The sequence below is a fragment of the Pseudomonas sp. LFS044 genome (assembly GCF_047978245.1).
Classification (GTDB): domain Bacteria; phylum Pseudomonadota; class Gammaproteobacteria; order Pseudomonadales; family Pseudomonadaceae; genus Aquipseudomonas.
In genome coordinates this window covers 50,197-76,604 of record NZ_JBFPFX010000031.1, presented here as the reverse complement: position 1 = coordinate 76,604, position 26,408 = coordinate 50,197, and the positions used below count along the sequence as shown (strand labels likewise).

Below are 26,408 nucleotides of genomic sequence, written 5' to 3'. Positions count from 1 at the left end.
GGCTCCCACATTGTCCGCGTTGTCGCCGAATAATGTGGGAGCCGGCTTGCCGGCGAAAGGGGCGCAACGCGGCCCCGGCGTTTTCGAAACTGTGAGGCTTCAATGATCAACCTCACCCCCTGGCTTAACGCCCCCGCCTGGCACATCGCCTTCTCTGGCGGCCTCGACTCCACCGTGCTCCTGCACCTGCTGGCCGACCACGCCCGCAGTCAGCAAACCCCTCCGCTGCACGCCATCCACGTTCATCACGGCCTGCAACCGGCTGCCGACGCCTGGCCAGCGCATTGCAAAGCAGTCTGCGACCGCCTGGGTATCCCGCTCACCGTCATCCACGTCCAGGTAACCCCGGGCGCCAGCCCCGAACAGGCCGCGCGCGATGCCCGTTACGCGGCTTTCAAGGGCGTGCTTGGCGCGGGCGATGTGCTGTTTACCGGCCAGCACCGTGATGATCAGGCCGAAACCCTGTTGTTCCGCCTTTTGCGCGGTGCGGGCCTGCGCGGGTTGTCCGCCATGCCGGTACAGCGCCCTTTGGGGCAGGGCCAGCTGGTCAGGCCGCTACTGGCGGTCTCACGCACGCAGTTACACACCTATGCGCAACGCCATGGGCTGGCCTGGATCGAAGACCCCTCGAACAACGACACGGCGTATACCCGCAACTTCCTGCGCGCAGAGGTGTTCCCGTTGTTGCAACAGCGTTGGCCGCAGGCCAGCCAGAACCTTGCACGCAGTGCCGAACACCTGGGCGAGGCGCTCGGGCTGCTGGATGAGCTGGCGCAGGCCGACCTGGCCGAGGCCGGGGAGGGCGGGTGTGTTGCTTGGCCTGGCTTGGACTCGCTCGATCTGGCTACCCTCGTGGCGCTGTCGCCGGCTCGTCAGCGCAATGCCCTGCAGCACTGGCTGAGCCTGCGCACCCGTTTGCCCGACAGCCGCCATTGGGCCGGCTGGGCAGCCCTGCGCGACGCGGCAATCGATGCTCGGCCAGCCTGGCACCTGACCGACGGCAAGCTGGAGCGCAGCAACGGGCGCGTCTGGTGGTTGAGTGGTGACTGGTTGCAGCCTGTCGGCGGCGTATTGCGCTGGGAGCAGCCCGATGGCCGGTTGGCGTTGCCCGGCAACGGCAGTGTGCGCCTGCACGGCCGCCCTCAGGGTGAGTTGCACATTGCCTACCGCCAGGGGGGCGAAGTACTGAACATTCCCGGCCGCGGCAAGCGCGACTTGAAACGCCTGCTCAACGAGCTGCAAGTCCCGCACTTCGTGCGTTCGCGGCTACCGTTGCTGTACTGCGGCGAGCGCCTGCTGGCGGTGGCCAACCTGCCTGAACTGGGGCAGGCGGATTGCCAGCTGCACTGGCAGCCTCCGACGAACGCGCAAGGTTTGAGCTGAAGGGTACATTCCGGTAGACTACCCTCCCTTCTTGATACAACTTCTGTGCGTTCCTCGGAAACACGGCAGTTGCCGATTACCAAGCAGTTTTTTGCTGGGCTGATTCTGGAAATGACGAGCGAACTCCATGCCGGGGATACCCCTGGTCTGTACAGACGCGGCAGTTTTTCGAGATGCACTGTGATTGACGCGGGTGATCGGGGGCTTCGGCCTTCCTTCGCTTTCTCCGGCGGCGCTGGCCGCCTTAACGCAGACTTCTAGGGTTTTTCATGACGCGCTACATATTCGTCACGGGCGGTGTTGTTTCTTCATTGGGGAAAGGCATTGCCTCGGCTTCCCTGGCGGCCATCCTGGAAGCGCGGGGGCTCAAGGTCACCATGCTCAAGCTGGATCCGTACATCAACGTCGATCCTGGCACCATGAGTCCGTTCCAGCACGGTGAAGTATTCGTCACCCACGATGGCGCCGAGACCGACCTTGACCTGGGCCACTACGAGCGGTTCATCCGCACGACCATGACCCAGAACAACAACTTCACCACCGGCCGTATCTACGAGCACGTGCTGCGCAAGGAGCGTCGTGGTGATTACCTGGGCGCTACCATCCAGGTCATTCCGCACATCACCGACGAGATCAAGCGTCGCATCATCAAGGGCGCCGGCGATGCCGACGTGGCCCTGGTGGAAATCGGCGGTACCGTGGGCGACATCGAGTCGCAGCCGTTCCTCGAGGCGATCCGCCAGCTGCGTGTCGAAGTGGGCTCCAAGCGCGCCATGCTGATGCACCTGACCCTGGTCCCGTACATCGCCACCGCTGGCGAAACCAAGACCAAGCCGACCCAGCATTCGGTCAAGGAACTGCGCTCCATCGGCCTGCAGCCTGACGTGCTGATCTGCCGTTCCGACCACCCGGTCGATGCCTCGTCGCGTCGCAAGATCGCGTTGTTCACCAACGTTGAAGAGCGTGCGGTCATTTCCCTGGAAGACGTCGACACCATCTACAAGATTCCTGGCGTACTGCACGCACAGGGCCTGGACGACTTCGTCGTCGAGCGCTTCGGCCTGCAGTGCAATGGCGCCGACCTGTCCGGATGGGACAAAGTGGTCGATGCCAAGCTCAACCCGGAGCAGGAAGTGACCATCGCCATGGTCGGCAAGTACATGGAGCTGCTGGACGCGTACAAGTCGCTGATCGAAGCGATGAGCCACGCCGGCATCACCAACCGTACCAAGGTCAACCTGCGCTACATCGACTCCGAAGACATCGAGAACCAGGGCACCAGCCTGCTGGAAGGCGCCGATGCCATCCTGGTACCGGGCGGTTTCGGCCTGCGTGGCGTGGAAGGCAAGATCACCGCGGTGCAATACGCCCGTGAGAACAAGGTGCCGTACCTGGGTATCTGCCTGGGCATGCAGGTTGCCGTGATCGAGTTCGCCCGCAACGTGATGGGCTGGAAAGACGCCAACTCCACCGAGTTCGACCGCAACAGCGGCCACCCGGTAGTCGGCCTGATCACCGAGTGGGCCGATGCCACCGGTGCCGTCGAGACCCGTACCGAAGCTTCCGACCTGGGCGGCACCATGCGCCTGGGCGCACAGGACTGCCAACTGGCTGCCGGTTCCAAGGTGCACGACTGCTACGGCAAGGACGTGATCACCGAGCGTCACCGTCACCGTTACGAAGTGAACAACAACCTGCTGCCGCAGTTGATGGACGCCGGCCTGGTGGTTTCCGGCCGCTCCGAAGACGGCGCGCTGGTGGAAGTGGTCGAGTCCAAGGACCACCCATGGTTCGTCGCCTGCCAGTTCCACCCGGAGTTCACCTCGACCCCGCGTGACGGGCACCCGCTGTTCAGCGGCTTCGTCAAGGCTGCCCTGGCTCAGAAGAACAAGGCCTGAGCTCAGGCTTTGATGAGTTTTCCGACGGTATAAACCGCGCAAAGCTCATTTCTCGGGTAAAGTACCGCCCGTTCTGCCCCTGACCTGCCGGTCAGGGGTTGCTTCTGCCAGGCCTGCCTGCTGCATGTCCGCCTGGTGGAAGGCAAGAATTTCCTAAAGCTGCGTTGTTTTCGTCAATTCTGGAGTGCTTACAACAATGGCAAAAATCGTCGACATCAAAGGTCGTGAAGTTCTCGATTCGCGTGGCAACCCCACCGTGGAAGCCGATGTACTGCTCGACAACGGCATCATCGGCAGCGCTTGCGCGCCGTCCGGTGCTTCCACCGGCTCGCGCGAAGCGCTGGAGCTGCGTGATGGCGACAAGAGCCGTTACCTGGGCAAGGGCGTGCTGAAAGCCGTCGGCAACATCAACGGCCCGATCCGTGAGCTGCTGCTGGGCAAGGACCCGTCCGACCAGAAGGCCCTGGACCGCGCCATGATCGACCTGGACGGTACCGAGAACAAAGCCAAGCTGGGCGCCAACGCCATCCTGGCTGTTTCCCTGGCTGCCGCCAAGGCTGCTGCCCAGGACCAGGACCTGCCGCTGTACGCGCACATTGCCAACCTGAACGGCACCCCGGGCCAGTACTCGATGCCGGTTCCGATGATGAACATCATCAACGGTGGCGAGCACGCCGACAACAACGTCGACATCCAGGAGTTCATGGTTCAGCCGGTTGGCGCCAAGACCTTCTCCGACGGCCTGCGCATGGGCACCGAGATCTTCCACCACCTCAAGGCTGTACTGAAGGCCCGTGGCCTGAACACTGCCGTGGGTGACGAAGGTGGTTTCGCCCCGAACCTGGCTTCCAACGAAGACGCGCTGGCTGCCATCGCCGAAGCCGTTGAAAAAGCCGGCTACAAGCTGGGCACCGACGTGACCCTGGCCCTGGACTGCGCGGCTTCCGAATTCTACGAAGACGGCAAGTACAACCTGTCCGGCGAAGGCAAGTCGTTCGATGCCGAAGGCTTCGCCGACTACCTGAAAGGCCTGACCGAACGTTTCCCGATCATCTCGATCGAAGACGGCCTGGACGAGTCCGACTGGGCCGGCTGGAAAATCCTCACCGACAAGATTGGCGAGAAGGTGCAACTGGTCGGTGACGACCTGTTCGTGACCAACACCAAGATCCTCAAGGAAGGCATCGAGAAGGGCATCGGTAACTCGATCCTGATCAAGTTCAACCAGATCGGCTCGCTGACCGAAACCCTGGAAGCCATCCAGATGGCCAAGGCTGCCGGCTACACCGCAGTGATCTCGCACCGTTCCGGTGAAACCGAAGATTCCACCATTGCCGACCTAGCCGTGGGTACCGCTGCTGGCCAGATCAAGACCGGTTCGCTGTGCCGTTCCGACCGCGTCTCGAAGTACAACCAGCTGCTGCGCATCGAAGAGCAACTGGGCGCCAAAGCGGTGTACCGCGGTCGTGACGAGTTTCGCGGCTAAGCAAGAGATGGTAAAAAGACAGCAGCCGAGGCTGTCGGAACTTTCGCTCTGAAATTTCTGACGCTTCATGCGGGTTTCTGTCAACGAAGCCTGGCCTCGGCCAGGCTTCGTGCTATTTGAGGCCTGCCTATAGCTGGCGGTCTTTTTAACCTGGATACCTTGATGCGCAGTCCCTATTGGTTGTTTCTTGTCCTGCTCCTGCTGCTGGGTGGCCTGCAGTACCGCCTGTGGGTAGGTAACGGCAGCCTGGCGCAAGTGGCCGAGCTCAAGCAGCAGATCGACGAGCAGCATGCCGAGAACGAGCGGCTGCTGGAGCGTAATCGCGTGCTCGACGCCGAGGTGCTGGAGTTGAAGAAAGGCATGGAGACCGTCGAAGAGCGGGCTCGTCATGAACTGGGAATGGTCAAAGAGGGCGAGACCCTCTTCCAGCTGCCGCAAAAATGATGAATACCCTGCCGGCTTTCTGGGCCGTGATTCCTGCTGCGGGTGTAGGTGCCCGCATGGCTGCCGACCGCCCCAAGCAATATCTGCAATTGGGGGGGCAGACACTTCTCGAGCATAGCCTCGACTGTTTTCTTGGCCACCCCACGCTAAAAGGCGTGGTGGTCAGCGTTGCTGAAGATGACCCTTACTGGCCTGGCTTGCGCTGCGCCAGCGATCCGCGCATCCAGCGTGCGTCAGGTGGGCGCGAGCGCGCCGACTCCGTCCTCAATGCCCTGTTGCTGCTGCATGCACAGGGTGCTGCTGACGATGACTGGGTGCTGGTGCACGATGCGGCGCGGCCGAACCTGGCGCGTACGGATCTGGACCGTTTGCTGTCGGAACTGGCTGACGACCCGGTAGGTGGGCTGCTGGCTGTGCCTGCACGCGACACCCTGAAGCGGGCGGATGCCAATGGGCGAGTCAGTGCCACCGTGGATCGCAGCACTGTCTGGCTGGCCTACACGCCGCAGATGTTCCGCCTGGGCGCGTTGCATCGGGCCTTGGCCGAGTGCCTGGTTTCCGACGTGGTTGTCACCGATGAAGCTTCGGCCATCGAGTGGTCCGGCCAGGCGCCGCGGCTGATCGAGGGGCGCAGCGATAACATCAAGGTGACCCGGCCGGAAGACCTGGAGTGGCTGCGCCAGCGTTGGGCGGGGCGCGGCTGAGATCGCCGGGTCCACTGCGTGGCCCAATCGCCGGCAAGCCGGCTCCCACAGATGAAGTGCAGTGTCCGAACGCTGTGTTGTCCCAGTGGGAGCCGGCTTGCCGGCGATTGGGCCGCAAAGCGCACCCGCACACTGTCAGGCCACCCGATACGCTGGCATCCCCGCCAACCCTTCCTTCAGAAAATCCACCAGCCGCCGAACCTTGGGCGACAGGTGCCGCTGCTGTGGATACAACGCCCACACTGCTGTATTGGGCGGCTGATGCGCCTCCAGCAACGACACCAGCGCACCGCTGTTCAGGTGCTCCAGCACGTAGTAGTCCGGCAGCTGGCACAACCCCATCCCCAGCAAGGCTGCATCCAGCACCGCCTGCCCGCTGTTGCAGCGCCAGTTGCCCTGCACCCGCTGGCTGATCTCACGGCCGTCCTGTTGCAGCGCCCATAAGTCGGAACTGCCCACCAGGCAATTGTGCCGGGCCAGCTCGGACAGGCTGTGCGGGCGGCCATAACGCTCCAGGTAAGCGGGCGAGGCGCACAGGTACATGCGCCGCGGCGCCAAACGTGTGGCCACCAGCCGGGAGTCGGCGAGCCGCCCCAGGCGGATCGCCAGGTCCATGCCTTCGTGCAGCAAGTCCAGGGTACGGTTGCTGAGCTCCACTTCGACCCGCAGCTGCGGGTACAGCGCCATGAAGCGTGTCACCAGCGGCACGATGAAGCGTTCGCCATAAGCCACGGCGCAGGTCATGCGCAGCAGGCCTTTTGGTTCGCTGGCCAGGTCACCCATGGCCCGCAGCGCCTCCTCGCGGCCGTCTTGCAGGCGCTGGCAGTGCTGCAGGAAGGTCTGCCCGGCTTCACTCAAGGTCACTCGGCGGGTGCTGCGGTACAGAAGGCGGGTCTGCAGGCGCTCTTCCAGGCGAGCGATCTGCCGGCTGATGTGCGACGACGAGACACCCATGCGTTCCGCCGCCGCAGTGAATTGGCCCGATTCCGCTACCGCGACGAATTCGTCGATGCCTTCCCAGCGGCTGCTCATCGATTGTCCCTGTGTGGCAATAATGTTTTGTCTTTGCCTGGATTATTCATCAAAAGCACGTGAATTACACTGTTGGACTGAATCGACCCTCTGTTTGGAGACCTTTGATGATCAAGTCCCGTGCTGCCGTTGCCTTCGAGGCCAAGAAACCCCTGGAAATCGTCGAAGTGGACGTGGCCATGCCCAAGGCTGGCGAAGTGCTGCTGCGCGTGGTTGCCAGCGGTGTCTGCCACACCGACGCCTATACCCTCTCGGGTGCCGACCCGGAGGGTATCTTCCCGTCGATCCTTGGCCATGAAGGTGGTGCGATCGTCGAGGCAGTAGGCGAGGGCGTTACCTCGGTGGCTGTCGGTGATCACGTGATCCCGCTGTACACCCCGGAATGTGGCCAGTGCAAATTCTGCCGCTCCGGCAAGACCAACCTGTGCCAGGCCATCCGCGCCACCCAGGGCAAGGGCCTGATGCCGGACGGCACTACCCGTTTTTCCTACAAGGGCCAGCAGCTGTTCCACTACATGGGCACCTCGACCTTCTCCGAGTACACCGTGCTGCCGGAAATTTCCGTAGCCAAGATCCAGAAGGAAGCACCGCTGGAGAAAGTCTGCCTGCTCGGTTGCGGCGTCACCACCGGCATCGGCGCGGTGATCAACACCGCCAAGGTCAAGCCGGGTGACACCGTGGCCATCTTCGGCCTGGGCGGCATCGGCCTGTCGGCGATCATCGGCGCAGTCAAGGCCAAGGCCTCGCGCATCATCGCCATCGACATCAACCCGGCCAAGTTCGAGATCGCCCGCCAGCTGGGGGCCACCGACTGCATCAACCCGAAGGAGTACGACCGCCCGATCCAGGAAGTGATCGTCGACCTCACCGACGGCGGCGTGGACTTCTCCTTCGAGTGCATCGGCAATGTGCAGCTGATGCGCGCGGCCCTGGAGTGCTGCCACAAAGGTTGGGGTGAATCGGTGATCATCGGTGTCGCCGGTGCCGGCCAGGAAATCGCTACCCGTCCGTTCCAGCTGGTGACCGGCCGCGTCTGGCGCGGTTCTGCCTTCGGTGGCGTGCGCGGCCGTAGCGAGTTGCCAAGCTATGTGGACATGGCCGAGAAAGGCGAGATTCCGCTGGACACCTTCATCACCCACACCATGGGCCTGGAGGACATCAACAAAGCCTTCGACCTGATGCATGAAGGCAAGAGCATCCGCAGCGTGATCCACTTCTGAGGTCTGCCATGAGCCTGGATAACATCTCCTGCCAGAAGAGCTTCGGCGGCTGGCACAAGCGTTACCGGCATCACTCCAAGGTGCTGGGCTGCGACATGGTCTTTGCCGTCTACCTGCCGCCGCAGGCAGAGCAGGGCGAGAAGCTGCCTGTGCTGTACTGGCTCAGCGGCCTGACCTGCACCGATGAGAACTTCATGCAGAAGGCGGGCGCCCAGCGCCTGGCTGCCGAGCTTGGCCTGATCATCGTCGCACCCGACACCAGCCCGCGTGGCGAGCAGGTGCCCGGCGACCCTGAGGGTGCCTGGGACTTCGGCCTGGGTGCGGGGTTCTACCTCAATGCCACCCAGCAGCCCTGGGCACAGCATTACCGCATGCATGACTATGTGGTGGACGAATTGCCGGTGCTGATCGAGGCGCACTTCCCGGCCTCGGACCAGCGCAGCATCAGCGGCCACTCGATGGGCGGGCATGGTGCGCTGGTCTGTGCGCTGCGCAACCCGGGGCGCTACCGGTCGGTCTCAGCGTTTTCGCCGATCAGCAACCCAATGGATTGCCCATGGGGCGAAAAGGCCTTCAGCCGTTACCTGGGTGAAGACCGCGCGCGTTGGCGTGAGTGGGATGCCAGCGTGCTGCTGGCCGAGACGCCGGCTGGCGAGTGTCCGCCATTGCTGGTGGATCAGGGCGACCGTGATGACTTCCTCGAAAAGCAGCTCAAGCCCGAGGCGCTGGAGCAGGCGGCACGCAAGGGTGGGCATGCGTTCAGCCTGCGCTTGCAGCCTGGCTATGACCACAGCTACTACTTCATCGCCAGCTTCATCGACGACCATCTGCGCCATCACGCAGCGGCACTGGGGCGGGTTTAACGATCCGGTCCAAAAGCCGCCCAACCACCTGCAAAGCAGGTAGAATCACGCCCTGACTCAATCAGGGCGTTTTTCTATGCGTATTGGCCACGGCTACGATGTGCACCGTTTCTGCGACGGTGATTTCATTACCCTGGGTGGGGTGCGTATCACCCACAAATACGGCCTCCTGGCCCATTCCGATGGTGACGTGCTGTTGCATGCCTTGAGCGATGCCTTGCTCGGCGCGGCGGCATTGGGCGATATCGGCAAGCACTTCCCCGACACCGACCCACAGTTCAAGGGGGCCGACAGCCGCGTGCTGCTGCGCCATGTGGTCGGCATCGTCCAGGCCAAGGGCTGGAAAGTCGGCAACGTCGACGCCACCATCGTTGCCCAGGCACCGAAAATGGCCCCGCATATCGAGACCATGCGCCAACTGATCGCCGAAGACCTTCAGGCCGAGCTTGATCAGGTCAACGTCAAGGCCACCACCACCGAGAAGCTGGGTTTCACCGGCCGTGAGGAGGGGATTGCCGTGCACGCTGTCGCCCTGCTGCTGCCCGCATGACCGAACTGGAACTGCTGGGCCCGCGTGCATCGGGTGAACCACTGGGTACTGCGGTGCTCAAGGCTGTCGCGCAAGACTTTCAGGTCGACGAAGTGCTGGACATTCCGTTATCCGGTCAAGGCGAGCACCTGTGGCTGTGGGTCGAGAAGCGTGACCTCAACACCGAAGAGGCAGCCCGCCGGCTGGCACGTGCCGCAGGTGTGCCGGTGCGTTCGATCAGCTATGCCGGCCTCAAGGACCGGCAGGCGCTGACCCGTCAGTGGTTCAGCCTGCACCTGCCGGGCAAGGCCGACCCCGACCTGGCGCGTGCCGAGGATGCCACCCTGCGCGTGCTCAAGCAGGTGCGCCACTCGCGCAAGCTGCAGCGTGGCGCCCATTCGGCCAATGGCTTTACCCTGCGCCTGACCGCGCTGGCGGCCGACCACCAGGCCCTCGATGCCCGCCTGGAGGCCCTCAAGCAGGACGGTGTACCGAATTATTTCGGCAGCCAGCGCTTCGGCTTTGGCGGCGGCAACGTTCAGGATGCCCAGGACTGGGCTGCGCGCGAGGCCCTGCCAGAGCAGCGCAACGTGCGCTCGCGGCTGCTTTCTGCCGCGCGCAGTTATGTGTTCAACCAGGTACTGGCCGCCCGGGTTGCCGACGGCAGCTGGCAGCGCGCCCAGGTCGGTGACCTGTTGGCGTTCACCGATAGCCGCAGTTTCTTCCCGGCGGGCGAGCTGGAATGTTCCGATCCGCGCCTGGGTATTCTCGACTTGCATCCCACCGGCCCGATGTGGGGCGAAGGCCCTTCGCCCACAGCCGGCGCGGCCTTGGCCCTGGAGTCGGCGGTCGCCGAGCAGCATCCGGCATTGTGCCAATGGCTCGCCAATGCGGGCATGAGTCACGAACGGCGTATCCTGCGGCTCCCTATTGGCGGGCTGACGTGGCATTATCCCGAGCCTGATATCCTGCAACTGGAATTCGTCCTCCCGGCCGGATGCTTCGCCACCGTGGTGGTGCGCGAACTCGTCGATCTGGTGCCGGCAGGGCAGACGGACAGCCCATGCGTATTCTGATTTCGAATGATGACGGTGTTACGGCACCAGGCCTGGCCGCGCTGCATGGCGCGCTGGCGGATTATGCCGAGTGCGTGGTAATCGCCCCGGACCAGGACAAGAGCGGCGCCAGCAGTTCGCTGACGCTGGACCGGCCGCTGCATCCGCAGACGCTGGCCAACGGTTTCATCAGCCTCAATGGCACGCCCACCGATTGCGTGCACCTGGGGCTCAATGGCCTGCTGCCGGAACCGCCCGACATGGTCGTTTCGGGGATCAACCTGGGGGCCAACCTGGGTGATGACGTGATCTATTCCGGTACGGTTGCCGCCGCGCTGGAAGGGCGCTTCCTGGGCGGCACGTCGCTGGCGTTTTCGCTGTTGTCGCGCTTGCCTGACAACTTGCCGACAGCGGCCTTCATCGCCCGCCGCCTGGTGGAGGCGCAGCCGCGTCTGCAGCTGCCCCCGCGCACCGTGCTCAACGTCAACATTCCCAACCTGCCGCTGGAGCACATCCGCGGCATCCAGCTCACCCGCCTCGGTCACCGGGCCCGGGCGGCAGCGCCGACCAAGGTGGTCAACCCGCGCGGCAAAGAGGGCTACTGGATTGCGGTGGCGGGTGATGCCGAGGACGGCGGGCCGGGTACCGACTTCCACGCCGTGATGCAGGGCTACGTTTCGATTACCCCGCTGCAGCTGGACCGCACCTTCAACGATGCCTTCGAACAGCTCGACGGTTGGCTGGAGGGCCTGCTCTGATGCGCGAACAGGACGATCTGCAGCGCCGCGGTATTGGCATGACCTCCCAGCGTACCCGGGAGCGGCTGATCCAGCGCCTGTGCGAGGAGGGTGTATCGAACCCCAAGGTGCTCGATGCCATCCGCCGTACGCCGCGCCACCTGTTCGTCGACGAGGCGCTCGCCCACCGCGCCTACGAAGACACCGCGCTGCCAATCGGGCACAACCAGACGATCTCCCAGCCGTTCATGGTCGCACACATGAGCGAACTGCTGCTGGAAGCAGGGCCGCTGGACAAGGTGCTGGAGATTGGCACCGGCTCCGGCTACCAGACGGCGATCCTGGCCCAGTTGGTCGAGCGGGTGTTCTCGGTGGAGCGCATCAAGGTGCTGCAGGATCGCGCCAAGGAGCGCCTGGTCGAGCTGAACCTGCGCAATGTGGTGTTTCGCTGGGGGGACGGTTGCGATGGCTGGCAGGCGCTGGCGCCCTACAATGCCATTATCGTCACCGCTGTAGCGCCGGAAGTGCCGCAGGCTCTGCTTGACCAGCTGGCACCGGGCGGCCGCATGGTGATCCCGGTTGGGCCGGCCGGGGAGGTTCAGCAACTGATGCTGATCGTCCGCGAAGAGCACGGTTTCTCTCGGCGCGTGCTGGGCGCCGTGCGCTTCGTGCCGCTGCTCAATGGTCCGTTGGCCTGAGCGACAGGGAATATTTGCGGCGACGACGAATTCTTGCCGTTCGGCCCTGTCTATCTGGCGGGGTATCCCGGCTCTTCAGTGAGCCTTTTGCAGCGAGCCTGCCAATGCAGTGGCGCTCGGTTATAATTGCAACATTATTGCATTTCATATCGTATTATCGATTTTCGGCACCATGAGGGGAGCGCGGGTGGGGCACACAGTCATTCGGCAGCGCAAGGATTGGGCGGGTTTCAAGCTTCTGGTGATTGCTTTGGCCATGGGCACCCTGCTGACGGGTTGCTCCAGCACCAGCTCGAGCGGCGCACGCGTGGTCGATCGCAACACGTCGGCGCCCAAGCGGCCGACGGTGACTTCCGGCCAATATGTGGTCAAGCCTGGCGACACCCTGTTCTCAATCGCTTTCCGTTACGGGTGGGATTACAAGGAGCTGGCGGCACGCAACGGCATCCCCGCTCCCTATACCATTCGCCCCGGTCAGGCGATCCGCTTCAGCAGCGGCTCGACTGGCAGTACCACGGTAGTTTCCAACCCGTCGTCCTCGAGCAAGACAACGGTCATTCGTCGCCCTGTTGGAACAGCTATTGCCCCGCCCGCCAGCGGCGGAAAAGCGACGCCAAATTCGCCAACCACGCCTGCGCCGGTGGTTACCACGGTGCCCGCCGCAGAGCGGGCGGTGGGCGGCTGGACCTGGCCTGCCAACGGTGTACTGATTGGAAAATTCGCTTCAAACGGTAGTTTGAATAAAGGCATTGATATCGCCGGTGATTTGGGACAGCCTGTTTTTGCTGCGTCTGATGGTGCGGTGGTCTACGCCGGGAGTGGCTTGAGGGGCTACGGCGAGCTGATCATCATCAAGCACAGCGATACCTATGTCAGTGCCTACGGCCATAACCGCAGGCTGTTGGTTCGGGAGGGGCAGCAGGTCAAGGCAGGGCAGTCGATTGCTGAAATGGGGTCCACGGGCACTGATAGGGTGAAGCTGCATTTCGAGATTCGCCGCCAGGGCAAACCCGTCGATCCACTCCAGTTCCTGCCACGCCGTTGATTGTTGTACCCGGCCTGTTCCTGTGATGTAGAGGGGACAGGCTCTAGCGTTGCCAGGGATGCAGGCGCCGCTCGAGTCTGAGTTCGAACTCAGCAAAGGACTATAACAATGGCTCTCAATAAAGAAGCGCCGGAGTTTGACATCGACGATGACGTCCTCCTGATGGAGACGGGCATCGTTTTGGAAACGGATGTGGTGTCAGACGAACCTGCTGTACCGTCGGTTCGGACCAGGGCCAAATCAGGCTCTTCGCTCAAGCAGCATAAGTACATCGATTACACCCGGGCGCTCGACGCGACCCAGTTGTATCTCAACGAGATCGGATTCTCGCCTCTGCTTTCGCCAGAAGAGGAAGTGCACTTCGCGCGCTTGTCGCAGAAGGGCGACCCTGCTGGCCGCAAGCGCATGATCGAAAGCAACCTGCGCCTGGTTGTGAAAATTGCCCGTCGTTACGTGAACCGCGGCCTGTCGTTGCTCGACCTGATCGAGGAAGGCAACCTGGGGCTGATCCGTGCGGTCGAGAAATTCGACCCGGAGCGCGGTTTCCGCTTCTCGACCTATGCGACCTGGTGGATCCGCCAGACCATCGAGCGGGCGATCATGAACCAGACCCGCACCATTCGCCTGCCGATCCACGTGGTCAAGGAGCTGAACGTTTACCTGCGTGCTGCGCGGGAGCTGACTCAGAAGCTCGATCACGAACCTTCCCCCGAAGAAATCGCCACCCTGCTCGAGAAGCCTGTTGCCGAGGTCAAGCGCATGCTTGGCCTTAACGAACGGGTGTCGTCGGTGGACGTATCCCTCGGGCCAGATTCAGACAAGACCCTGCTCGACACCCTGACCGACGACCGGCCAACCGACCCTTGTGAACTGCTGCAGGATGACGACCTGTCGCAGAGCATCGATCAGTGGCTCGGCGAGCTGACCGACAAGCAGCGTGAAGTGGTAGTGCGTCGCTTCGGCCTGCGTGGGCATGAGAGCAGCACCCTTGAAGATGTTGGCCTGGAGATCGGCCTGACCCGTGAGCGGGTACGGCAGATTCAAGTAGAGGGGCTCAAGCGCCTGCGCGAGATTCTCGAGAAGAACGGCCTGTCCAGCGAGTCGCTGTTCCAATAAGCGTCCACCCGGTATGCAGAACGCCCCGATAAGTTCGGGGCGTTTTTGTTTGTGCAGCTTGTGCCTGGTTACCCGCAAACAGGGCTTTCATGTGTCCGGCGCTACCCTTGATGCATGGCATGTAAGCCTTTGCTTACTCGTGGTGTAAGCCATTCGTGTGCGGACGAGTAAATCATTGTCGTTTCCAGAATCGTAAATTTCATAACATATTGAAATTAATGAGGATTTCAAATTTGTGGAAATGTGTCCCCGGTAATGTTTTGAGAGGTGTGGCAGTTGCCTGCCTTGGGGAAGTCGCTAGTATTCGAACTGTGCACACGGACATGCACAGGCTTTCAGGGAGAAGGCCAAGGACATCGCAAGAAGCGATTTCATTACGGACGATGTTAGGGACAAGCAGGGACTACGGAAAAAATGTGGGCGGGTCAAACCGCCCCTTTTTTTTGCCTGCAGAAAATGAAAAAGGCCCTGTGAGGGCCTTTTTCGTATCTGGGCGCTTAGCGCTCCAGGTCGGCAATCTTGCCAGGCTTGCCATCCCACTCTTCAGCGTCCGGCAGGGCATCCTTACGCTCGGTGATGTTCGGCCAGATTTCCGCCAACTCCGCATTGAGCTCGAGGAAGTTCTCCATGCCGGCAGGCACCTCGTCTTCCGAGAAGATGGCCTGGGCCGGGCACTCAGGCTCGCACAGTGCACAGTCGATGCACTCGTCCGGGTGAATGACCAGGAAGTTCGGGCCTTCGTAGAAGCAGTCCACCGGACAGACTTCCACGCAGTCGGTGTATTTGCATTTGATGCAGTTGTCGGTGACGACGAAGGTCATTTCTAGTTCTCTCCTCAGGCAACGGCGGCGGCCCTTCCTCTCAGGGCCGCGCGGCTTACGGGCATGTGGCTGCAGGCCAGGCTAATAACCTGCAGCACCAGCAAACCGCGGCGGATTCTACCAGCTTGTAGTGGGCGCCGTTATAACAGGTTCTTTAGTTGATATAGCATTTCGATAGCTTGACGAGGGGTCATGTCGTCAAGGTCCAGCTTGCCCAGCTTCTCGATGGCCGGGTGTGGCAGGCTGGCGAACAAATCGCTCTGGTGCGGTGCTTGTGGCTCGCCCTTGGCTTTTTGCGAAACGGGTAGTTCATGCGGCAGGCTGCTGGTTTCGAGGCGGCTCAGGTGCTCGCGCGCACGCTGGATGACCGGCGACGGCACACCTGCCAGCTGCGCGACGGCCAAGCCATAGCTTTGGCTGGCCGGGCCAGGCAGCACGTGGTGCAGGAACACGATGCGCTCGTTGTGCTCGGTGGCGTTCAGGTGAACGTTGGCCACCAGCGGCTCGCTTTCGGGCAGTACGGTCAGCTCGAAGTAGTGGGTGGCGAACAGCGTGTAGGCGCGCAGCTGCGCCAGGCGCTCGGCTGCAGCCCAGGCCAGCGACAGGCCGTCGAAGGTACTGGTGCCGCGGCCCACTTCATCCATCAGCACCAGGCTACGGTCGGTGGCGTTGTGCAGGATGTTGGCGGTTTCACTCATCTCGACCATGAAGGTCGAGCGCCCCCCAGCCAGGTCGTCGCTGGAGCCGATACGGGTAAAGATGCGATCGACCAGCGACAGCTCGCAACTTGCCGCCGGCACGAAACTGCCGATGTGCGCCATCAGCACGATCAACGCGGTCTGGCGCATGTAGGTGGACTTACCGCCCATGTTCGGGCCGGTGATGATCAGCATGCGGGTGCTGTTGTCCAGGCCCAGGTCGTTGGCCACGAACGGGGTGGTCAGCACCTGCTCGACTACCGGGTGACGGCCTTGGTCGATGCGCAGGCACGGCTCGTCGACGAAGCGCGGGCAGTTCAGGTCGAGGTTCAGCGCGCGCTCGGCAAGGTTGCTCAGCACGTCCAGCTCAGCAAGCGCGGCGGCGCTGTCCTGCAGCGGCGCGAGGTGGCTGATGAGGGTTTCCAGCAGCGCGTCGTAGAGCATTTTCTCGCGGGCCAGGGCGCGGCTCTTGGCCGACAGCGCCTTGTCCTCGAAGGCTTTGAGTTCCGGCGTGATGAAGCGCTCGGCACCTTTGAGTGTCTGCCTGCGAATGTAATCGCCCGGGGCCTGTTCGGCCTGTTTGGTCGGCAGTTCGATGAAATAGCCGTGTACGCGGTTGTAGCCGACCTTCAGGTTGGCAAGGCCTGTACGGGCCTTTTCGCGCGTTTCCAGGTCGATCAGGAACTGGCCGGCGTTCTCGCTGATCGCCAGCAGCTCGTCCAGTTCGTTGTCGTAGCCGGCCTTGAGTACACCGCCGTCGCGGATTACTGCTGGCGGGTTGTCGACGATCGCCCGCTCCAGCAGGCTGGCAAGCTCCGGGTAGGTACCGGTGATCGCGGCCAGGCGCGCCAGGTGCGGCGCTTCCAGCTCGGTCATGGCGTTCTGCAGCTCGGGCAGGGCGCCGAGGGCATCGCGCAGGCGCGCCAGGTCGCGTGGCCGGGCGTTGCGCAGGCCGATACGGGCGAGGATCCGCTCGATATCGCCAATTTCCTTGAGTTGCGGCTGCAGCTTCTCGAAACGGTAGCCATCGAGCAGGCAGCGGATCGAATCCTGGCGCGCCTGCAGCACCTTGGGGTCACGCAGCGGGCGGTTCAGCCAGCGGCTCAGCAAACGGCTGGCCATTGCGGTCTGGCAGCGGTCGATCACCGACTGCAGGGTGTTGTCGCGCCCGCCGGCCAGGTTGATGTCCAGCTCCAGGTTGCGGCGGCTGGCGCCGTCGAGGATCACCGTGTCGTCCAGCCGCTCGTGGCGCAGGCTGCGCAGGTGCGGCAGGGCGGTACGCTGGGTTTCCTTGGCGTAGGTCAGCAGGCAGCCGGCGGCGCCGATGGCCAGGGTCAGCTTGTCGCAGCCAAAGCCCTTGAGGTCCTTGGTTGCAAACTGCTGGCAGAGCGCCTTGCGTGCCGAGTCGCGGTCGAAGTCCCAAGGGGCACGGCGGCGTGCGCCTGGGCGCTTTTCGGCCGGCAGGTCACGCGGCCAGTCGTCCGGGATCAGCAGCTCGACCGGGTTGAGGCGCTCGAGCTCGGCCAGCAGGTTTTCCCAGCCTTTGATCTCTTGCACACTGAAGTTGCCGCTGGTGATATCCAGCACCGCCAGGCCGAACAGGCGCTCGTCGCCCAGCAGCGCGGCAATCAGGTTGTCGCGGCGCTCATCCAGCAGCGCTTCGTCGCTGACCGTACCTGGGGTAATGATGCGCACCACCTGGCGTTCCACCGGGCCTTTGCTGGTGGCCGGGTCGCCAATCTGCTCGCAGATCACCACCGACTCGCCAAGCTTGACCAGTTTGGCCAGGTAGCCCTCCAGCGAATGGAACGGGATCCCGCACATGGGGATCGACTGGCCGGCCGACTGACCGCGCGCGGTCAGGGTGATATCCAGCAGTTTCGCGGCTTTTTTTGCATCTTCGTAGAAGATTTCGTAAAAGTCGCCCATGCGGTAGAACATCAGCTGGTCCGGGTGCTGGTTTTTCAGCTTCCAGTACTGCTGCATCATCGGGGTGTGTGCGGAAAGATCAGACATTCAGGGCCTTACAGCGGGTGATCTGGTTGGCGATTTTGAAACCGGCAATGGTACAGGCTTTTTCATCGAGATGCAGGCGGCGGTAGGACTCGACGTGTGCGCCGGTTTGGCGCAGTTCGGCGGGCAATTGTGGTGATGCACGGAACACTTCACTACAATGCGCGCCCCCGGCCAGCCCGCTCCACGCGATGTGTAATGAAAGTGCCCAGCAGTGTCCCCTTCGTAAAGCAGCAATTGATCTACCTCCTTTATGGAGAGCGCCGCATCTATCAGCTTGAGGCCAAGTTCAGCATCCTTACCGCGCTTGCCCGCAGCAAGCCGGGCGAACTGCCGACCATCCGCGTGCTGACCGACCAGCCACAGGCGTTCGATGGCTGGCCTGTGGACGTGGTGGTGCTGGATGGGCAAACGCTCGCGGACTGGTCCGGAGAGGGCGGCTACACCCACCGGCGCAAGGCGTGCGCCATTGCCCATGCGTCCCGCTGGGCAGAGAAGACCATCTTCATCGATACCGACACAGTCTTCCTGCAATCGCCGCAGAAGCTGTTCCAGCAGGTAGATGCCCAGCACTTTCTGGTGGACGAAGTCGAGATGAGCTGGGCGGAGGCATCCCACAGCGCCTATTACGCAGGCTTTACCCGCGGCCTGACGTTGTCTGGCGAGGCGCCAGTGGATGACTTGCGCCTTTGCAACAGCGGGGTCATGGGCTTTGCCCTTGAGAACGCCGCGATTGCCGAGCGTGCCATCCAGCGCATCGATGCCTGGACGCAGTACGCCTCGGCCCTGCATACCATCGAGCAGATTGCTTTTTCGTTCGAGCTGCATGGCGCGCAGATCAACGAGGCACGTGGCGTCATCAGCCACTATTTCGCGGTGAAGCAGTACATTCACGCCATTCTTGAGATTTTCTTCAGGCGTCGCGGCGACCAGTTCGACCCGCGCCTGTGCAAGCAGGCGCTCAAGGTACCGATGCAGCGCCCGGTCCCTTCCTGGCTTGGCCGGCTTTCGGTCAAATGGAGCCTGAAGCGTGTTCCACCCGAGTTGCGCGGCATCGGGCGCAAACTGCTGTATGGCAGCGGTATCGGTGGCGACGAGTATCAGCGTGCCTGCAGGGTGATCTGGTGGCGCTCGGCGATCGAGGACATGCGTCAGCTCGACGGGTTCGAGTGGTCGCAAGCGTGGCCCGAGGGTTTGCCGCGCCTGGGGCGGAACGATGAGCGCGCATTCACGGCGATTGCTCTCGAAAGCTTGAAGGCGGGTTGAGCCCGGCCTGCACCTGCATTGCATTGTGTGAGATGTAGCGGCATTATGCATGCTATGCAAAAACGCAATATAGCCACCGTACTCAGGGTACTGCTCGACCGCCACAGCCTGTCCCCGACAGAGCTGCATCGGCGCACGGGCGTGCCCCAGTCCACCTTGTCGCGCATTCTCGGTGAAAAGATCGTCGACCCTTCTGACAAGCACGTGTCGAAGATCGCCAGCTACTTTGGCGTCAGCACCGAGCAGCTGCGCGGCCGTGCCGAGTTGGGCGCGCCGCGTGAAGCCGCGCTGCCCGTTAATGGCCATGCGGACCTGCGCGACATCAGCCTCTGGGATGATGAAACACCCGTCGAGGACGACGAGGTGTCGGTCCCTTTTCTTCGCGAGGTCGAATTGGCAGCTGGGTCTGGAAGATTCGTCATCGAAGAGAGCGAGCGTGCCCGTCTGCGGTTTGGCAAGCGCAGCTTGCGCCATAACGGTGTGCAGTTCGACCAGGCCAAATGCGTGACCGTGCGCGGCAACAGCATGCTGCCCGTACTGCGCGACGGGGCTACCGTCGGCGTCAATACCGGCAAGTGCTCGATTGGCGACATCATCGACGGTGACCTCTACGCCATCAACCACAACGGCCAATTACGGGTGAAGCAGGTTTACCGATTGCCCACAGGCATCCGCCTGCGCAGCTTCAACCGCGATGAACATCCCGATGAGGACTACAGCTTCCAGCAACTGCAGGAGGAGCAGATCAGTCTGCTCGGCCATGTGTTCTGGTGGGGCATGTATGCCCGCTGAGGGGGTGTTCCTCCATAAAACCGCTTCGGCGGTTTTTTGTTGCCTCATGGAAATGTGAACCGGTGCATTGACCTGTTATGCGTAAATGCATAAATTGGTTTGGACGGGTTTTGCTCTTTCCCCCTCATTTTCGCCTGCCGATCAGTGTTGACGGCCAATACACAGGAGGCAGCGCCGTGATCAACGAGCAGCAAGTGTTGCTGGAGTTGCCGCTCTGGGTGGTGATCGCCCTGGCATTGCTGGCCGGCCTGAGTGGCGAAATGTGGCGGGCGGACAAGGCCGGCGCCACCGGGTGGTCGCTCTTGCGACGACTGGTGCTGCGCTCCGGCGCCTGCGTCATTTGTGGGGTTTCGACCGGGATGCTGCTGTACGCCGCCGGCTTGTCGATCTGGGCGGCCAGCGGGGTGGGCTGCCTGACCGCTGTGGGGGGAGCGGATGTTGCAATGCGTATGTATGAGCGGTGGGCGATGAGGCGGCTGGGGCTGCGTGATACGGATGGTCACTAACAGGCCGCGCATTGCGCATTGCAACGCCTATCCCGCTATGCCAACTCAAGTGCTACGGTGTCATCCGTCTCCCCAAGGAACCACCCATGGACCCGATCACCGCTCTCTCCACCCGTCTGGGCGAACACTTGCGCCGCTTGAACGCTCAGGTCACCACTGCCGAATCCTGCACCGGGGGTGGCATCGCAGAAGCCATCACCCGTGTACCCGGTAGCTCCGCCTGGTTCGAGGCTGGGTATGTCACCTACTCCAATTCGCAGAAGACCCGCCAGCTTGGCGTCCCTGAACCGCTGTTCAGCCAGGTAGGCGCGGTCAGCCAGGAAGTGGTCGAAGCCATGGCTCGTGGCGCCCAGGTTGCCAGTGGCGCGCGCTTTGCCGTTGCCGTCAGCGGTGTAGCCGGGCCAGATGGAGGTTCGCCGGCCAAACCGGTGGGCACCGTGTGGCTGGCCTGGGCGGATGGCGAGCACGTGATCAGTGAGCGTCGCCACTTCGATGGCAACCGCGAAGCGGTGCGCCGACAAACGGTGATCGCCGCGTTAGACGGCTTGTTACAGCTCGGTACCGAGTAATTCGACGACAGGGGTTTGCTCAAGCGCTTCCCTGTGGAATAATACTGGCTACTTATACAGGTATTCCGGCCATCAGGGCCAAGTCGAACACGTGAGGATTTCAATGGACGACAACAAGAAGCGCGCCTTGGCTGCGGCCCTGGGTCAGATCGAACGCCAATTCGGCAAAGGCGCGGTCATGCGCATGGGCGACCACGAGCGCACAGGCATCCCGGCTATCTCTACCGGCTCCCTGGGCCTGGACATCGCCCTCGGCATTGGCGGCCTGCCAAAAGGCCGTATCGTCGAAATCTACGGCCCGGAATCGTCGGGTAAAACCACGCTGACCCTGTCGGTCATCGCTGAAGCACAGAAGAGCGGCGCCACCTGCGCCTTCGTCGACGCCGAGCACGCCCTCGACCCTGAATACGCCGGCAAGCTGGGCGTCAACGTCGACGACCTGCTGGTTTCTCAGCCGGACACCGGTGAGCAGGCGCTGGAAATCACCGACATGCTGGTGCGCTCCAACGCCGTTGACGTGATCATCGTCGACTCCGTGGCTGCCCTGGTACCCAAAGCCGAAATCGAAGGCGAGATGGGTGACATGCACGTCGGCCTGCAGGCCCGTCTGATGTCCCAGGCGCTGCGCAAGATCACCGGTAACATCAAGAACGCCAACTGCCTGGTCATCTTCATCAACCAGATTCGTATGAAAATCGGCGTGATGTTCGGTAGCCCGGAAACCACCACCGGTGGTAACGCCCTGAAGTTCTACGCTTCGGTGCGCCTCGACATCCGCCGTACCGGCGCGGTCAAGGAAGGCGACGAAGTAGTGGGCAGCGAAACCCGCGTGAAGATCGTCAAGAACAAGGTCTCGCCGCCATTCCGTCAGGCCGAGTTCCAGATCCTTTACGGCAAGGGCATCTACCGCAACGGCGAAATCATCGACCTGGGCGTGTCTCAAGGCCTGGTCGAGAAGTCCGGTGCCTGGTATGCCTACCAGGGCAACAAGATCGGCCAGGGCAAGGCTAACGCTGCCAAGTACCTGCACGAGAACCCGGCTATTGGTGCCGAGATCGAGAAGCAGATCCGCGAGAAGCTGCTCAAGGCGGGTGTTGTTGCTGAAGCTGGCAAGGCTGCTGCTGCCGACGCCAACGCTGACGACGTGGCTGACGCCGACGCCGGTTACTGATAGCTGCTTGGCCGATCATGTCCGCCGTACTCGACACCCCCGTCGCCGTTCGACGGACAGCCATGGACCTGCTCGCGCGACGCGAGCATGGTCGCGTAGAGCTGACGCGCAAATTGCGCCAGCGCGGCGCGACGGATGAGCTGATCGAGCCTGCGCTCGATCGGCTCGCCGAAGAAGGGTTGCTTAGCGAAGCCCGCTATCTCGAAAGCTTCATCAGGTACCGATCCAATGCTGGCTATGGCCCTGCGCGGATTCGCGAAGAGCTTGGCCAGCGTGGCCTGAACCGTGGAGATGTCGACCAGGCACTGCGTGACAGCGGTGTCGATTGGGCGGAGCGGTTACAGGAAGCCTGGCAGCGCAAGTATGCCGGGCAGCGCCCGCAAGACCCTCGCAGCCGTGCACAGCAAACCCGGTTTCTCGCTTACCGTGGCTTCCCCATGGAGATGATCGGCCGCCTGCTCAGCGGCCGGGATTTGTACGATTAAACTTGCCTAGCTGACCTTCAACGCCTCACGCGCCCGCTGAGTCGTGTGCATCGGCTGTGGTTTGGCCCAGTTCTCCGGCAGATTGATAAAGTCCACCAGTTCACGCAGGCGTCCCTGGTCGCGACCGTTGAACGCAAAGGTCAGGCGCGTGAGGTGGCTGTAGTTGCCTACCTCGTGCTCTGCGCCACTGTCTGCGTGCTGGTGATATTTGCCACTCAGGCGCAAATCGGCAAATCCCTCCTCAATTTCATGCAGTGCGGCGTCGCTGAGCCGGTGGTGCATGCGGATCACGAACTGGTTCTTGAGCCAGCGGCTGGAGTGGTAGTTGCTGTAGAACTGGTTGATCTCTTCTACGGCCTCGTCGGCGCTGTGTACCAGGCGCACCAACTTGAGGTCGGTGGGGAGGATATAACGGTTTTCTTCCAGTTGGCGGCTGATGAAGTCCAGGCAGTCACGCCAGAAGCTGCCACCCGGTGAGTCGAGCAGAACCACAGGCACCAATGGGCTCTTGCCTGTCTGGATCAACGTGAGCACTTCCAGTGCCTCGTCGAGCGTACCAAAGCCTCCAGGGCAGAGCACCAGGCCGTCAGCTTCCTTGACGAAGAACAGCTTGCGAATGAAGAAGAAGTGGAAGGGCAACAGCTTGTCAGTGCCATCGACGGTGGGGTTGGCATGCTGTTCGAAGGGCAATGTGATATTGAACCCCAGGCTGTGATCGCTGCCCGCACCTTCGTGCGCGGCCGCCATGATGCCGCCACCAGCACCGGTGATGACCATCAGGTCGGAGCGGGCAAGCGTGGCCCCCAATTCGCGGGCCAAGGCGTACATCGGGTGTTCCAGTGGTGTGCGCGCCGAACCGAACACAGTGACCTTGCGCCGGCCCTTGTAGCGTTGCAGGGTGCGGAATGACTGGTCCAGTTCGCGAAGTGCCTGCAAGGTGATCTTGGCGTTCCAGCGATCACCGTCATCGTGGGCCATGCGCAGGACGGTCAGCATCATGTCACGGTACAGTGGCAGGTTGGGGCTGTCGGGGGCGACCAGTTGCAGTTGCTGGTCGATCTTGCTCAGGTCGATACCGCTGTCCCTGAAATGATTGAATAGATACTCACTGGGTTGGTAAGGCATTCAACGTCTCCTTCTGCAGCAAAACCTCTGACCGAGCCGAGGGTCCGGCTTGGCCGCGACACTACGTGCGTCGCTGGCTGCTCTGGCTCGAGTGTGCAACCCAAGCATTGCAGTAGGCCTTCAGGCCCTGATGCAGTTGCGCAAATTCATCGTGTTGTTTTCACAGTCTTCGCTATCAATCTAGACCCTCGCGACCGTTCGTGCCGTTGTGATCTGCGTGGCCGCTCGTCGGCGCATGACCATTGATGGCGAGGGTTTGATTAACTGGTGAAGCGAAACGTGTCGATGCAGGAGGTGGCGGTATGCATCGCTTGGTCATCGAGGTAGACCGGCAGCTTTATCAGCAGCTTGAAAATGCGGCGCAGGTTCACCATGTGAGCCTGGAGGTGGAGTGTCGGCGGCGGTTGGCTGCGCTTGAGTGCCAGTCACCTTATCTGCAGGCGCTACTGGCGGAGATGCGCGCCGACGAAGGGCCGCGGCGCGCGGAGGATGAGCGGGTCAGCTGATTACTTCTTCTTGTTACCGGCAGTGCAACTGGCAGCGTCGAACGCCTGGTCCATGACCGGTTGGTTGGTCTTGTAGACAGTGAAGCGATAGACCATCACTGCGCCCTTGGACATCAGGTTACGGTAGCCACTGTTGCGGCATACGCTGTCACCCAGTTGGCTGCGTACCTGCTCGGGGTTTGCCTGCATGCGCGCGGCGTGCTCAGGGCGTACGCTCAAGTGGTTGACCAAGGCTTTGCCTTCGACGGTATAGCCTTGGTCGAGAATATCTTCGTTGATGGCCCGCGGGGTACCGACGCTGCTTTCCTTGGCGACCTTCTGCAGCGTCTTGTTCAGTTCGAATTCCTGCTTGGAGGCCGCGTGGGCTGCCAGTGGCAGGGTGAGCAACAGGCTCAGGGTCGGGACAATAAGACGCAGCATGAATCTCTCCTGGTTCGATGACTGGCGCTTTGACATGCGCTGGCAGCAGGCGTTCCCTGAATCGCGCATGTTCACGGGCAACTTCGCGGCCGCCAAAGCGCAGATTATAAGGGACCAACCCGTCCTGCTGCACGGCAAATGACGCCTGCTCTGTTAGACTGGCGGTTTGTTTTCTCCGAGTTATCGCAGTGTCCAGTCACATCCTCCCCCGAGGCTTGCCAGCATGAGCCACGCGGTAGCGCGCTTGCGCGCCGAACGCCTGGCTCGCAGCATCAAGCCATTCATTGCCCGTGGTTCACGCGCCGAGCGCTGCCCTGACTGTCGGGTGATCGCCACGCATTGCCTGTGCGCCTGGAAGCCCAGGGTGCAGGCAGACTCCGGTGTATGCCTGCTGATGCATGACACCGAGCCGTTGAAACCGACCAACACCGGCTGGCTGATCGCCGACCTGATCGAAGACACCTCAGCGTTCGGCTGGCTGCGTACTTCGGTGGACGAAGGTTTGCTGGCGCTGCTGGATGATCCGCAGTGGCAGCCGTACATCGTCTTCCCCGGTGAGTTCGTTGCGCAGGAGCGCGTGGTCAGCGAAGTGGTGCGTACCCCGGGCAAGCGCCCGTTGTTCATCCTGCTGGATGCCACCTGGACCGAAGCCCGCAAGATGTTCCGCAAGAGCCCCTATCTTGAGCGCTTCCCGGTATTGAGCCTGCAGGCCGAGCAGATGTCGCGCTATCGCCTGCGTCGCTCCAAACGTGACGATCACTTCTGTACCGCAGAGGTGGCTGCCATGTGCCTGGACCTCGCGGGCGACAGCCAGGCCTCTCAGGCACTGGATGCGTATCTGGACGTGTTCAGCCTGCATTACCTCAGTGGCAAGCGTCGGTTGCCGCTGGATGAGCAGGATGATATCCACCAGCGTTTGCATACCTTCCTATAGTCCAAGGGGCATCAGCCCCGCTTTGGTTCATAATGACGGGGCTGGCAGCCGGGGTGCGGCGAGGCGGCAGGGCGATCGGTTGACCCGCGCCTGCGTGCTCGCCACCCTTGGCGCCGATTCCCCGCCCGGCGCTAATATTCCCCCGCATGCGCCTGGCACAGAACAGGATCCCTAGATCGATGGCCACTTACGAAGTCCTGATTGCCGATGACCACCCGCTGTTTCGCAGCGCTCTGCGCCAAGCCGTTACCCTTGGCCTGGGGCCGGATGTACGCCTGGTTGAAGTGGCGAGCATCGCCGAGCTTGAAACCCGGCTGAGCGAGAAAGCCGACTGGGACCTGGTCCTGCTGGACCTGAACATGCCAGGTGCCTACGGTTTCTCCGGGCTGGTGCTGTTGCGCGGCCAGTACCCGCAAATCCCGGTGGTGATGGTTTCGGCTCAGGAAGAGGCTGCCGTTGTGGTCAAGTCCCGCGAGTTTGGCGCCAGTGGCTTCATTCCCAAGTCCAGCGGCCTCGAAGTGATTCAGGATGCGGTGAGAAAAGTGCTCGACGGTGAAGTCTGGTGGCCACCACAGGCGTTCGAGAAAGTCGATGTGTCGGCCGAGGCCAAGGCCGCCAGCGAAGGCCTCGCCAGCCTTACGCCGCAGCAGTTCCGCGTGCTGACCATGGTCTGCGAAGGCTTGTTGAACAAACAGATCGCCTATGAACTGAGTGTTTCGGAAGCTACCATCAAGGCCCACGTGACAGCGATATTCCGCAAGCTGGGTGTGCGTACGCGCACCCAGGCGGCCTTGCTGCTGCAACAACTGGAATCGGTTGCGAGCAGCTAACTGCCTGCGCCTTCACGCTTTTTTGATGCTTTTTCAACTAGTCTGCTGGCCTTTCATCGGTA

At 62.2% G+C, this 26,408-nt stretch carries 29 protein-coding genes; 23 read left to right on the top strand and 6 right to left on the bottom strand.

Annotated features, from left to right (window positions below; translation table 11 throughout):
* Nucleotides 1-102 precede the first annotated feature (102 nt).
* From tilS to ispD, 5 genes are all read left to right on the top strand, one after another.
* Nucleotides 103-1,383, top strand: a complete 1,281-nt coding sequence (tilS, locus tag ACNQPL_RS22465; RefSeq protein ID WP_416467938.1) for a tRNA lysidine(34) synthetase TilS — start codon at nt 103-105, stop codon at nt 1,381-1,383.
* Between the two features lie 269 nt (nt 1,384-1,652).
* A complete protein-coding gene (locus ACNQPL_RS22460; RefSeq protein WP_416467937.1) occupies nt 1,653-3,281 on the top strand; it encodes a CTP synthase in 1,629 nt (542 codons plus the stop codon).
* A gap of 196 nt (nt 3,282-3,477) precedes the next feature.
* Nucleotides 3,478-4,767, top strand: coding sequence for a phosphopyruvate hydratase (gene eno / locus ACNQPL_RS22455; protein WP_416467936.1), 1,290 nt, complete (start codon nt 3,478-3,480; stop codon nt 4,765-4,767).
* Nucleotides 4,768-4,929: 162 nt separating this feature from the next.
* Nucleotides 4,930-5,211 (top strand): cell division protein FtsB, encoded by a 282-nt coding sequence (gene ftsB / locus ACNQPL_RS22450; protein ID WP_023534037.1) that lies wholly within the window; start codon nt 4,930-4,932, stop codon nt 5,209-5,211.
* Nucleotides 5,208-5,915 carry a 2-C-methyl-D-erythritol 4-phosphate cytidylyltransferase gene (gene ispD / locus ACNQPL_RS22445; RefSeq protein ID WP_416467935.1) on the top strand — a complete coding sequence of 236 codons (708 nt, stop codon included), beginning with the start codon at nt 5,208-5,210 and terminating at the stop codon, nt 5,913-5,915. Before ftsB ends, ispD begins: the two co-directional genes overlap by 4 nt.
* A gap of 135 nt (nt 5,916-6,050) precedes the next feature.
* On the opposite strand, the gene ACNQPL_RS22440 is transcribed toward ispD, so the two are convergent.
* Nucleotides 6,051-6,947, bottom strand: coding sequence for a LysR substrate-binding domain-containing protein (locus ACNQPL_RS22440; RefSeq protein ID WP_416467934.1), 897 nt, complete (start codon nt 6,945-6,947; stop codon nt 6,051-6,053).
* 107 nt (nt 6,948-7,054) lie between these two features.
* Here ACNQPL_RS22440 and ACNQPL_RS22435 point away from each other — a divergent pair, with 107 nt between their 5' ends.
* The 8 genes from ACNQPL_RS22435 (at nt 7,055) to rpoS (ending at nt 14,210) form a co-directional block, all read left to right on the top strand.
* Nucleotides 7,055-8,167 carry an S-(hydroxymethyl)glutathione dehydrogenase/class III alcohol dehydrogenase gene (locus tag ACNQPL_RS22435; RefSeq protein ID WP_346611776.1) on the top strand — a complete coding sequence of 371 codons (1,113 nt, stop codon included), beginning with the start codon at nt 7,055-7,057 and terminating at the stop codon, nt 8,165-8,167.
* An 8-nt stretch (nt 8,168-8,175) separates the two neighbouring features.
* Nucleotides 8,176-9,030 carry an S-formylglutathione hydrolase gene (gene fghA, locus ACNQPL_RS22430; protein WP_416467933.1) on the top strand — a complete coding sequence of 285 codons (855 nt, stop codon included), beginning with the start codon at nt 8,176-8,178 and terminating at the stop codon, nt 9,028-9,030.
* Between the two features lie 76 nt (nt 9,031-9,106).
* On the top strand, nt 9,107-9,580 hold the full coding sequence (gene ispF / locus ACNQPL_RS22425) for a 2-C-methyl-D-erythritol 2,4-cyclodiphosphate synthase (protein WP_346611774.1): 474 nt from the start codon (nt 9,107-9,109) through the stop codon (nt 9,578-9,580).
* Entirely contained in the window at nt 9,577-10,635 is a 1,059-nt protein-coding gene (gene truD, locus ACNQPL_RS22420) for a tRNA pseudouridine(13) synthase TruD (protein ID WP_346611773.1), read from the top strand. Before ispF ends, truD begins: the two co-directional genes overlap by 4 nt.
* The gene (surE, locus tag ACNQPL_RS22415) at nt 10,623-11,372 is read left to right on the top strand and encodes a 5'/3'-nucleotidase SurE (RefSeq protein WP_346611772.1); all 750 of its coding nucleotides are present in this window, start codon (nt 10,623-10,625) and stop codon (nt 11,370-11,372) included. Before truD ends, surE begins: the two co-directional genes overlap by 13 nt.
* 38 nt (nt 11,373-11,410) lie before the next feature.
* The gene (locus ACNQPL_RS22410) at nt 11,411-12,049 is read left to right on the top strand and encodes a protein-L-isoaspartate(D-aspartate) O-methyltransferase (RefSeq protein WP_387528822.1); all 639 of its coding nucleotides are present in this window, start codon (nt 11,411-11,413) and stop codon (nt 12,047-12,049) included.
* A gap of 187 nt (nt 12,050-12,236) precedes the next feature.
* Entirely contained in the window at nt 12,237-13,094 is an 858-nt protein-coding gene (locus tag ACNQPL_RS22405) for a peptidoglycan DD-metalloendopeptidase family protein (RefSeq protein WP_346612066.1), read from the top strand.
* Between the two features lie 108 nt (nt 13,095-13,202).
* Complete coding sequence (gene rpoS, locus ACNQPL_RS22400) at nt 13,203-14,210, top strand: RNA polymerase sigma factor RpoS (protein WP_033700853.1); 1,008 nt, start codon at nt 13,203-13,205, stop codon at nt 14,208-14,210.
* A 497-nt stretch (nt 14,211-14,707) separates the two neighbouring features.
* On the opposite strand, the gene fdxA is transcribed toward rpoS, so the two are convergent.
* From fdxA to ACNQPL_RS22385, 3 genes are all read right to left on the bottom strand, one after another.
* Nucleotides 14,708-15,031 carry a ferredoxin FdxA gene (fdxA, locus tag ACNQPL_RS22395; RefSeq protein WP_012315871.1) on the bottom strand — a complete coding sequence of 108 codons (324 nt, stop codon included), beginning with the start codon at nt 15,029-15,031 and terminating at the stop codon, nt 14,708-14,710.
* A gap of 140 nt (nt 15,032-15,171) precedes the next feature.
* Nucleotides 15,172-17,745: a DNA mismatch repair protein MutS gene (mutS, locus tag ACNQPL_RS22390; protein WP_346611771.1), complete on the bottom strand. Its 2,574-nt coding sequence runs from the start codon at nt 17,743-17,745 to the stop codon at nt 15,172-15,174.
* Entirely contained in the window at nt 17,738-17,872 is a 135-nt protein-coding gene (locus tag ACNQPL_RS22385) for a hypothetical protein (protein WP_416467932.1), read from the bottom strand. The genes mutS and ACNQPL_RS22385 overlap by 8 nt, the downstream gene beginning before the upstream one ends.
* 68 nt (nt 17,873-17,940) lie before the next feature.
* On the opposite strand from ACNQPL_RS22385, the gene ACNQPL_RS22380 reads away from it, so the two are divergent.
* The 6 genes from ACNQPL_RS22380 to recX all read left to right on the top strand — a co-directional run bounded on the left by ACNQPL_RS22380 (nt 17,941) and on the right by recX (nt 22,531).
* The gene (locus ACNQPL_RS22380) at nt 17,941-19,008 is read left to right on the top strand and encodes a hypothetical protein (protein ID WP_416467931.1); all 1,068 of its coding nucleotides are present in this window, start codon (nt 17,941-17,943) and stop codon (nt 19,006-19,008) included.
* Nucleotides 19,009-19,053: 45 nt separating this feature from the next.
* Nucleotides 19,054-19,800 (top strand): S24 family peptidase, encoded by a 747-nt coding sequence (locus ACNQPL_RS22375; protein ID WP_346611769.1) that lies wholly within the window; start codon nt 19,054-19,056, stop codon nt 19,798-19,800.
* 176 nt (nt 19,801-19,976) lie between these two features.
* Entirely contained in the window at nt 19,977-20,306 is a 330-nt protein-coding gene (locus ACNQPL_RS22370; protein WP_346611768.1) for a phage holin family protein, read from the top strand.
* A gap of 86 nt (nt 20,307-20,392) precedes the next feature.
* On the top strand, nt 20,393-20,875 hold the full coding sequence (locus ACNQPL_RS22365) for a CinA family protein (protein ID WP_416467930.1): 483 nt from the start codon (nt 20,393-20,395) through the stop codon (nt 20,873-20,875).
* A 103-nt stretch (nt 20,876-20,978) separates the two neighbouring features.
* Entirely contained in the window at nt 20,979-22,046 is a 1,068-nt protein-coding gene (gene recA / locus ACNQPL_RS22360; protein ID WP_346611766.1) for a recombinase RecA, read from the top strand.
* Nucleotides 22,047-22,063: 17 nt separating this feature from the next.
* Nucleotides 22,064-22,531: a recombination regulator RecX gene (gene recX, locus ACNQPL_RS22355; RefSeq protein ID WP_346611765.1), complete on the top strand. Its 468-nt coding sequence runs from the start codon at nt 22,064-22,066 to the stop codon at nt 22,529-22,531.
* A gap of 6 nt (nt 22,532-22,537) precedes the next feature.
* Here the strand turns inward: recX and ACNQPL_RS22350 are convergent, their stop codons facing one another.
* The gene (locus ACNQPL_RS22350; protein ID WP_346611764.1) at nt 22,538-23,656 is read right to left on the bottom strand and encodes an LOG family protein; all 1,119 of its coding nucleotides are present in this window, start codon (nt 23,654-23,656) and stop codon (nt 22,538-22,540) included.
* Between the two features lie 302 nt (nt 23,657-23,958).
* Here ACNQPL_RS22350 and ACNQPL_RS22345 point away from each other — a divergent pair, with 302 nt between their 5' ends.
* Nucleotides 23,959-24,162: a hypothetical protein gene (locus ACNQPL_RS22345; RefSeq protein WP_346611763.1), complete on the top strand. Its 204-nt coding sequence runs from the start codon at nt 23,959-23,961 to the stop codon at nt 24,160-24,162.
* On the opposite strand, the gene ACNQPL_RS22340 is transcribed toward ACNQPL_RS22345, so the two are convergent.
* Nucleotides 24,163-24,582 carry a quorum-sensing-regulated virulence factor family protein gene (locus ACNQPL_RS22340; RefSeq protein ID WP_346611762.1) on the bottom strand — a complete coding sequence of 140 codons (420 nt, stop codon included), beginning with the start codon at nt 24,580-24,582 and terminating at the stop codon, nt 24,163-24,165.
* Here ACNQPL_RS22340 and ACNQPL_RS22335 point away from each other — a divergent pair.
* The 3 genes from ACNQPL_RS22335 to erdR all read left to right on the top strand — a co-directional run bounded on the left by ACNQPL_RS22335 (nt 24,581) and on the right by erdR (nt 26,346).
* Nucleotides 24,581-24,724 carry a hypothetical protein gene (locus ACNQPL_RS22335; protein WP_416467929.1) on the top strand — a complete coding sequence of 48 codons (144 nt, stop codon included), beginning with the start codon at nt 24,581-24,583 and terminating at the stop codon, nt 24,722-24,724. The two genes, ACNQPL_RS22340 and ACNQPL_RS22335, sit on opposite strands and share 2 nt — an antisense overlap.
* An 81-nt stretch (nt 24,725-24,805) precedes the next feature.
* Entirely contained in the window at nt 24,806-25,516 is a 711-nt protein-coding gene (locus ACNQPL_RS22330) for a tRNA-uridine aminocarboxypropyltransferase (RefSeq protein ID WP_387528526.1), read from the top strand.
* 179 nt (nt 25,517-25,695) lie between these two features.
* A complete protein-coding gene (gene erdR / locus ACNQPL_RS22325) occupies nt 25,696-26,346 on the top strand; it encodes a response regulator transcription factor ErdR (protein ID WP_346611759.1) in 651 nt (216 codons plus the stop codon).
* Nucleotides 26,347-26,408: the final 62 nt, after the last annotated feature.

Bases quoted from the DNA above. Each gene is read 5' to 3' on its own strand.
- tilS (WP_416467938.1), top strand. From the start codon at position 103: ATGATCAACCTCACCCCCTGGCTTAACGCCCCCGCCTGGCACATCGCC.
- ACNQPL_RS22460 (WP_416467937.1), top strand. From the start codon at position 1,653: ATGACGCGCTACATATTCGTCACGGGCGGTGTTGTTTCTTCATTGGGG.
- eno (WP_416467936.1), top strand. From the start codon at position 3,478: ATGGCAAAAATCGTCGACATCAAAGGTCGTGAAGTTCTCGATTCGCGT.
- ftsB (WP_023534037.1), top strand. From the start codon at position 4,930: ATGCGCAGTCCCTATTGGTTGTTTCTTGTCCTGCTCCTGCTGCTGGGT.
- ispD (WP_416467935.1), top strand. From the start codon at position 5,208: ATGATGAATACCCTGCCGGCTTTCTGGGCCGTGATTCCTGCTGCGGGT.
- ACNQPL_RS22440 (WP_416467934.1), bottom strand. From the start codon at position 6,947: ATGAGCAGCCGCTGGGAAGGCATCGACGAATTCGTCGCGGTAGCGGAA.
- ACNQPL_RS22435 (WP_346611776.1), top strand. From the start codon at position 7,055: ATGATCAAGTCCCGTGCTGCCGTTGCCTTCGAGGCCAAGAAACCCCTG.
- fghA (WP_416467933.1), top strand. From the start codon at position 8,176: ATGAGCCTGGATAACATCTCCTGCCAGAAGAGCTTCGGCGGCTGGCAC.
- ispF (WP_346611774.1), top strand. From the start codon at position 9,107: ATGCGTATTGGCCACGGCTACGATGTGCACCGTTTCTGCGACGGTGAT.
- truD (WP_346611773.1), top strand. From the start codon at position 9,577: ATGACCGAACTGGAACTGCTGGGCCCGCGTGCATCGGGTGAACCACTG.
- surE (WP_346611772.1), top strand. From the start codon at position 10,623: ATGCGTATTCTGATTTCGAATGATGACGGTGTTACGGCACCAGGCCTG.
- ACNQPL_RS22410 (WP_387528822.1), top strand. From the start codon at position 11,411: ATGACCTCCCAGCGTACCCGGGAGCGGCTGATCCAGCGCCTGTGCGAG.
- rpoS (WP_033700853.1), top strand. From the start codon at position 13,203: ATGGCTCTCAATAAAGAAGCGCCGGAGTTTGACATCGACGATGACGTC.
- fdxA (WP_012315871.1), bottom strand. From the start codon at position 15,031: ATGACCTTCGTCGTCACCGACAACTGCATCAAATGCAAATACACCGAC.
- mutS (WP_346611771.1), bottom strand. From the start codon at position 17,745: ATGTCTGATCTTTCCGCACACACCCCGATGATGCAGCAGTACTGGAAG.
- ACNQPL_RS22380 (WP_416467931.1), top strand. From the start codon at position 17,941: ATGAAAGTGCCCAGCAGTGTCCCCTTCGTAAAGCAGCAATTGATCTAC.
- ACNQPL_RS22375 (WP_346611769.1), top strand. From the start codon at position 19,054: ATGCATGCTATGCAAAAACGCAATATAGCCACCGTACTCAGGGTACTG.
- ACNQPL_RS22365 (WP_416467930.1), top strand. From the start codon at position 20,393: ATGGACCCGATCACCGCTCTCTCCACCCGTCTGGGCGAACACTTGCGC.
- recA (WP_346611766.1), top strand. From the start codon at position 20,979: ATGGACGACAACAAGAAGCGCGCCTTGGCTGCGGCCCTGGGTCAGATC.
- recX (WP_346611765.1), top strand. From the start codon at position 22,064: ATGTCCGCCGTACTCGACACCCCCGTCGCCGTTCGACGGACAGCCATG.
- ACNQPL_RS22350 (WP_346611764.1), bottom strand. From the start codon at position 23,656: ATGCCTTACCAACCCAGTGAGTATCTATTCAATCATTTCAGGGACAGC.
- ACNQPL_RS22345 (WP_346611763.1), top strand. From the start codon at position 23,959: ATGCATCGCTTGGTCATCGAGGTAGACCGGCAGCTTTATCAGCAGCTT.
- ACNQPL_RS22335 (WP_416467929.1), top strand. From the start codon at position 24,581: ATGAATCTCTCCTGGTTCGATGACTGGCGCTTTGACATGCGCTGGCAG.
- ACNQPL_RS22340 (WP_346611762.1), bottom strand. From the start codon at position 24,582: ATGCTGCGTCTTATTGTCCCGACCCTGAGCCTGTTGCTCACCCTGCCA.
- ACNQPL_RS22330 (WP_387528526.1), top strand. From the start codon at position 24,806: ATGAGCCACGCGGTAGCGCGCTTGCGCGCCGAACGCCTGGCTCGCAGC.
- erdR (WP_346611759.1), top strand. From the start codon at position 25,696: ATGGCCACTTACGAAGTCCTGATTGCCGATGACCACCCGCTGTTTCGC.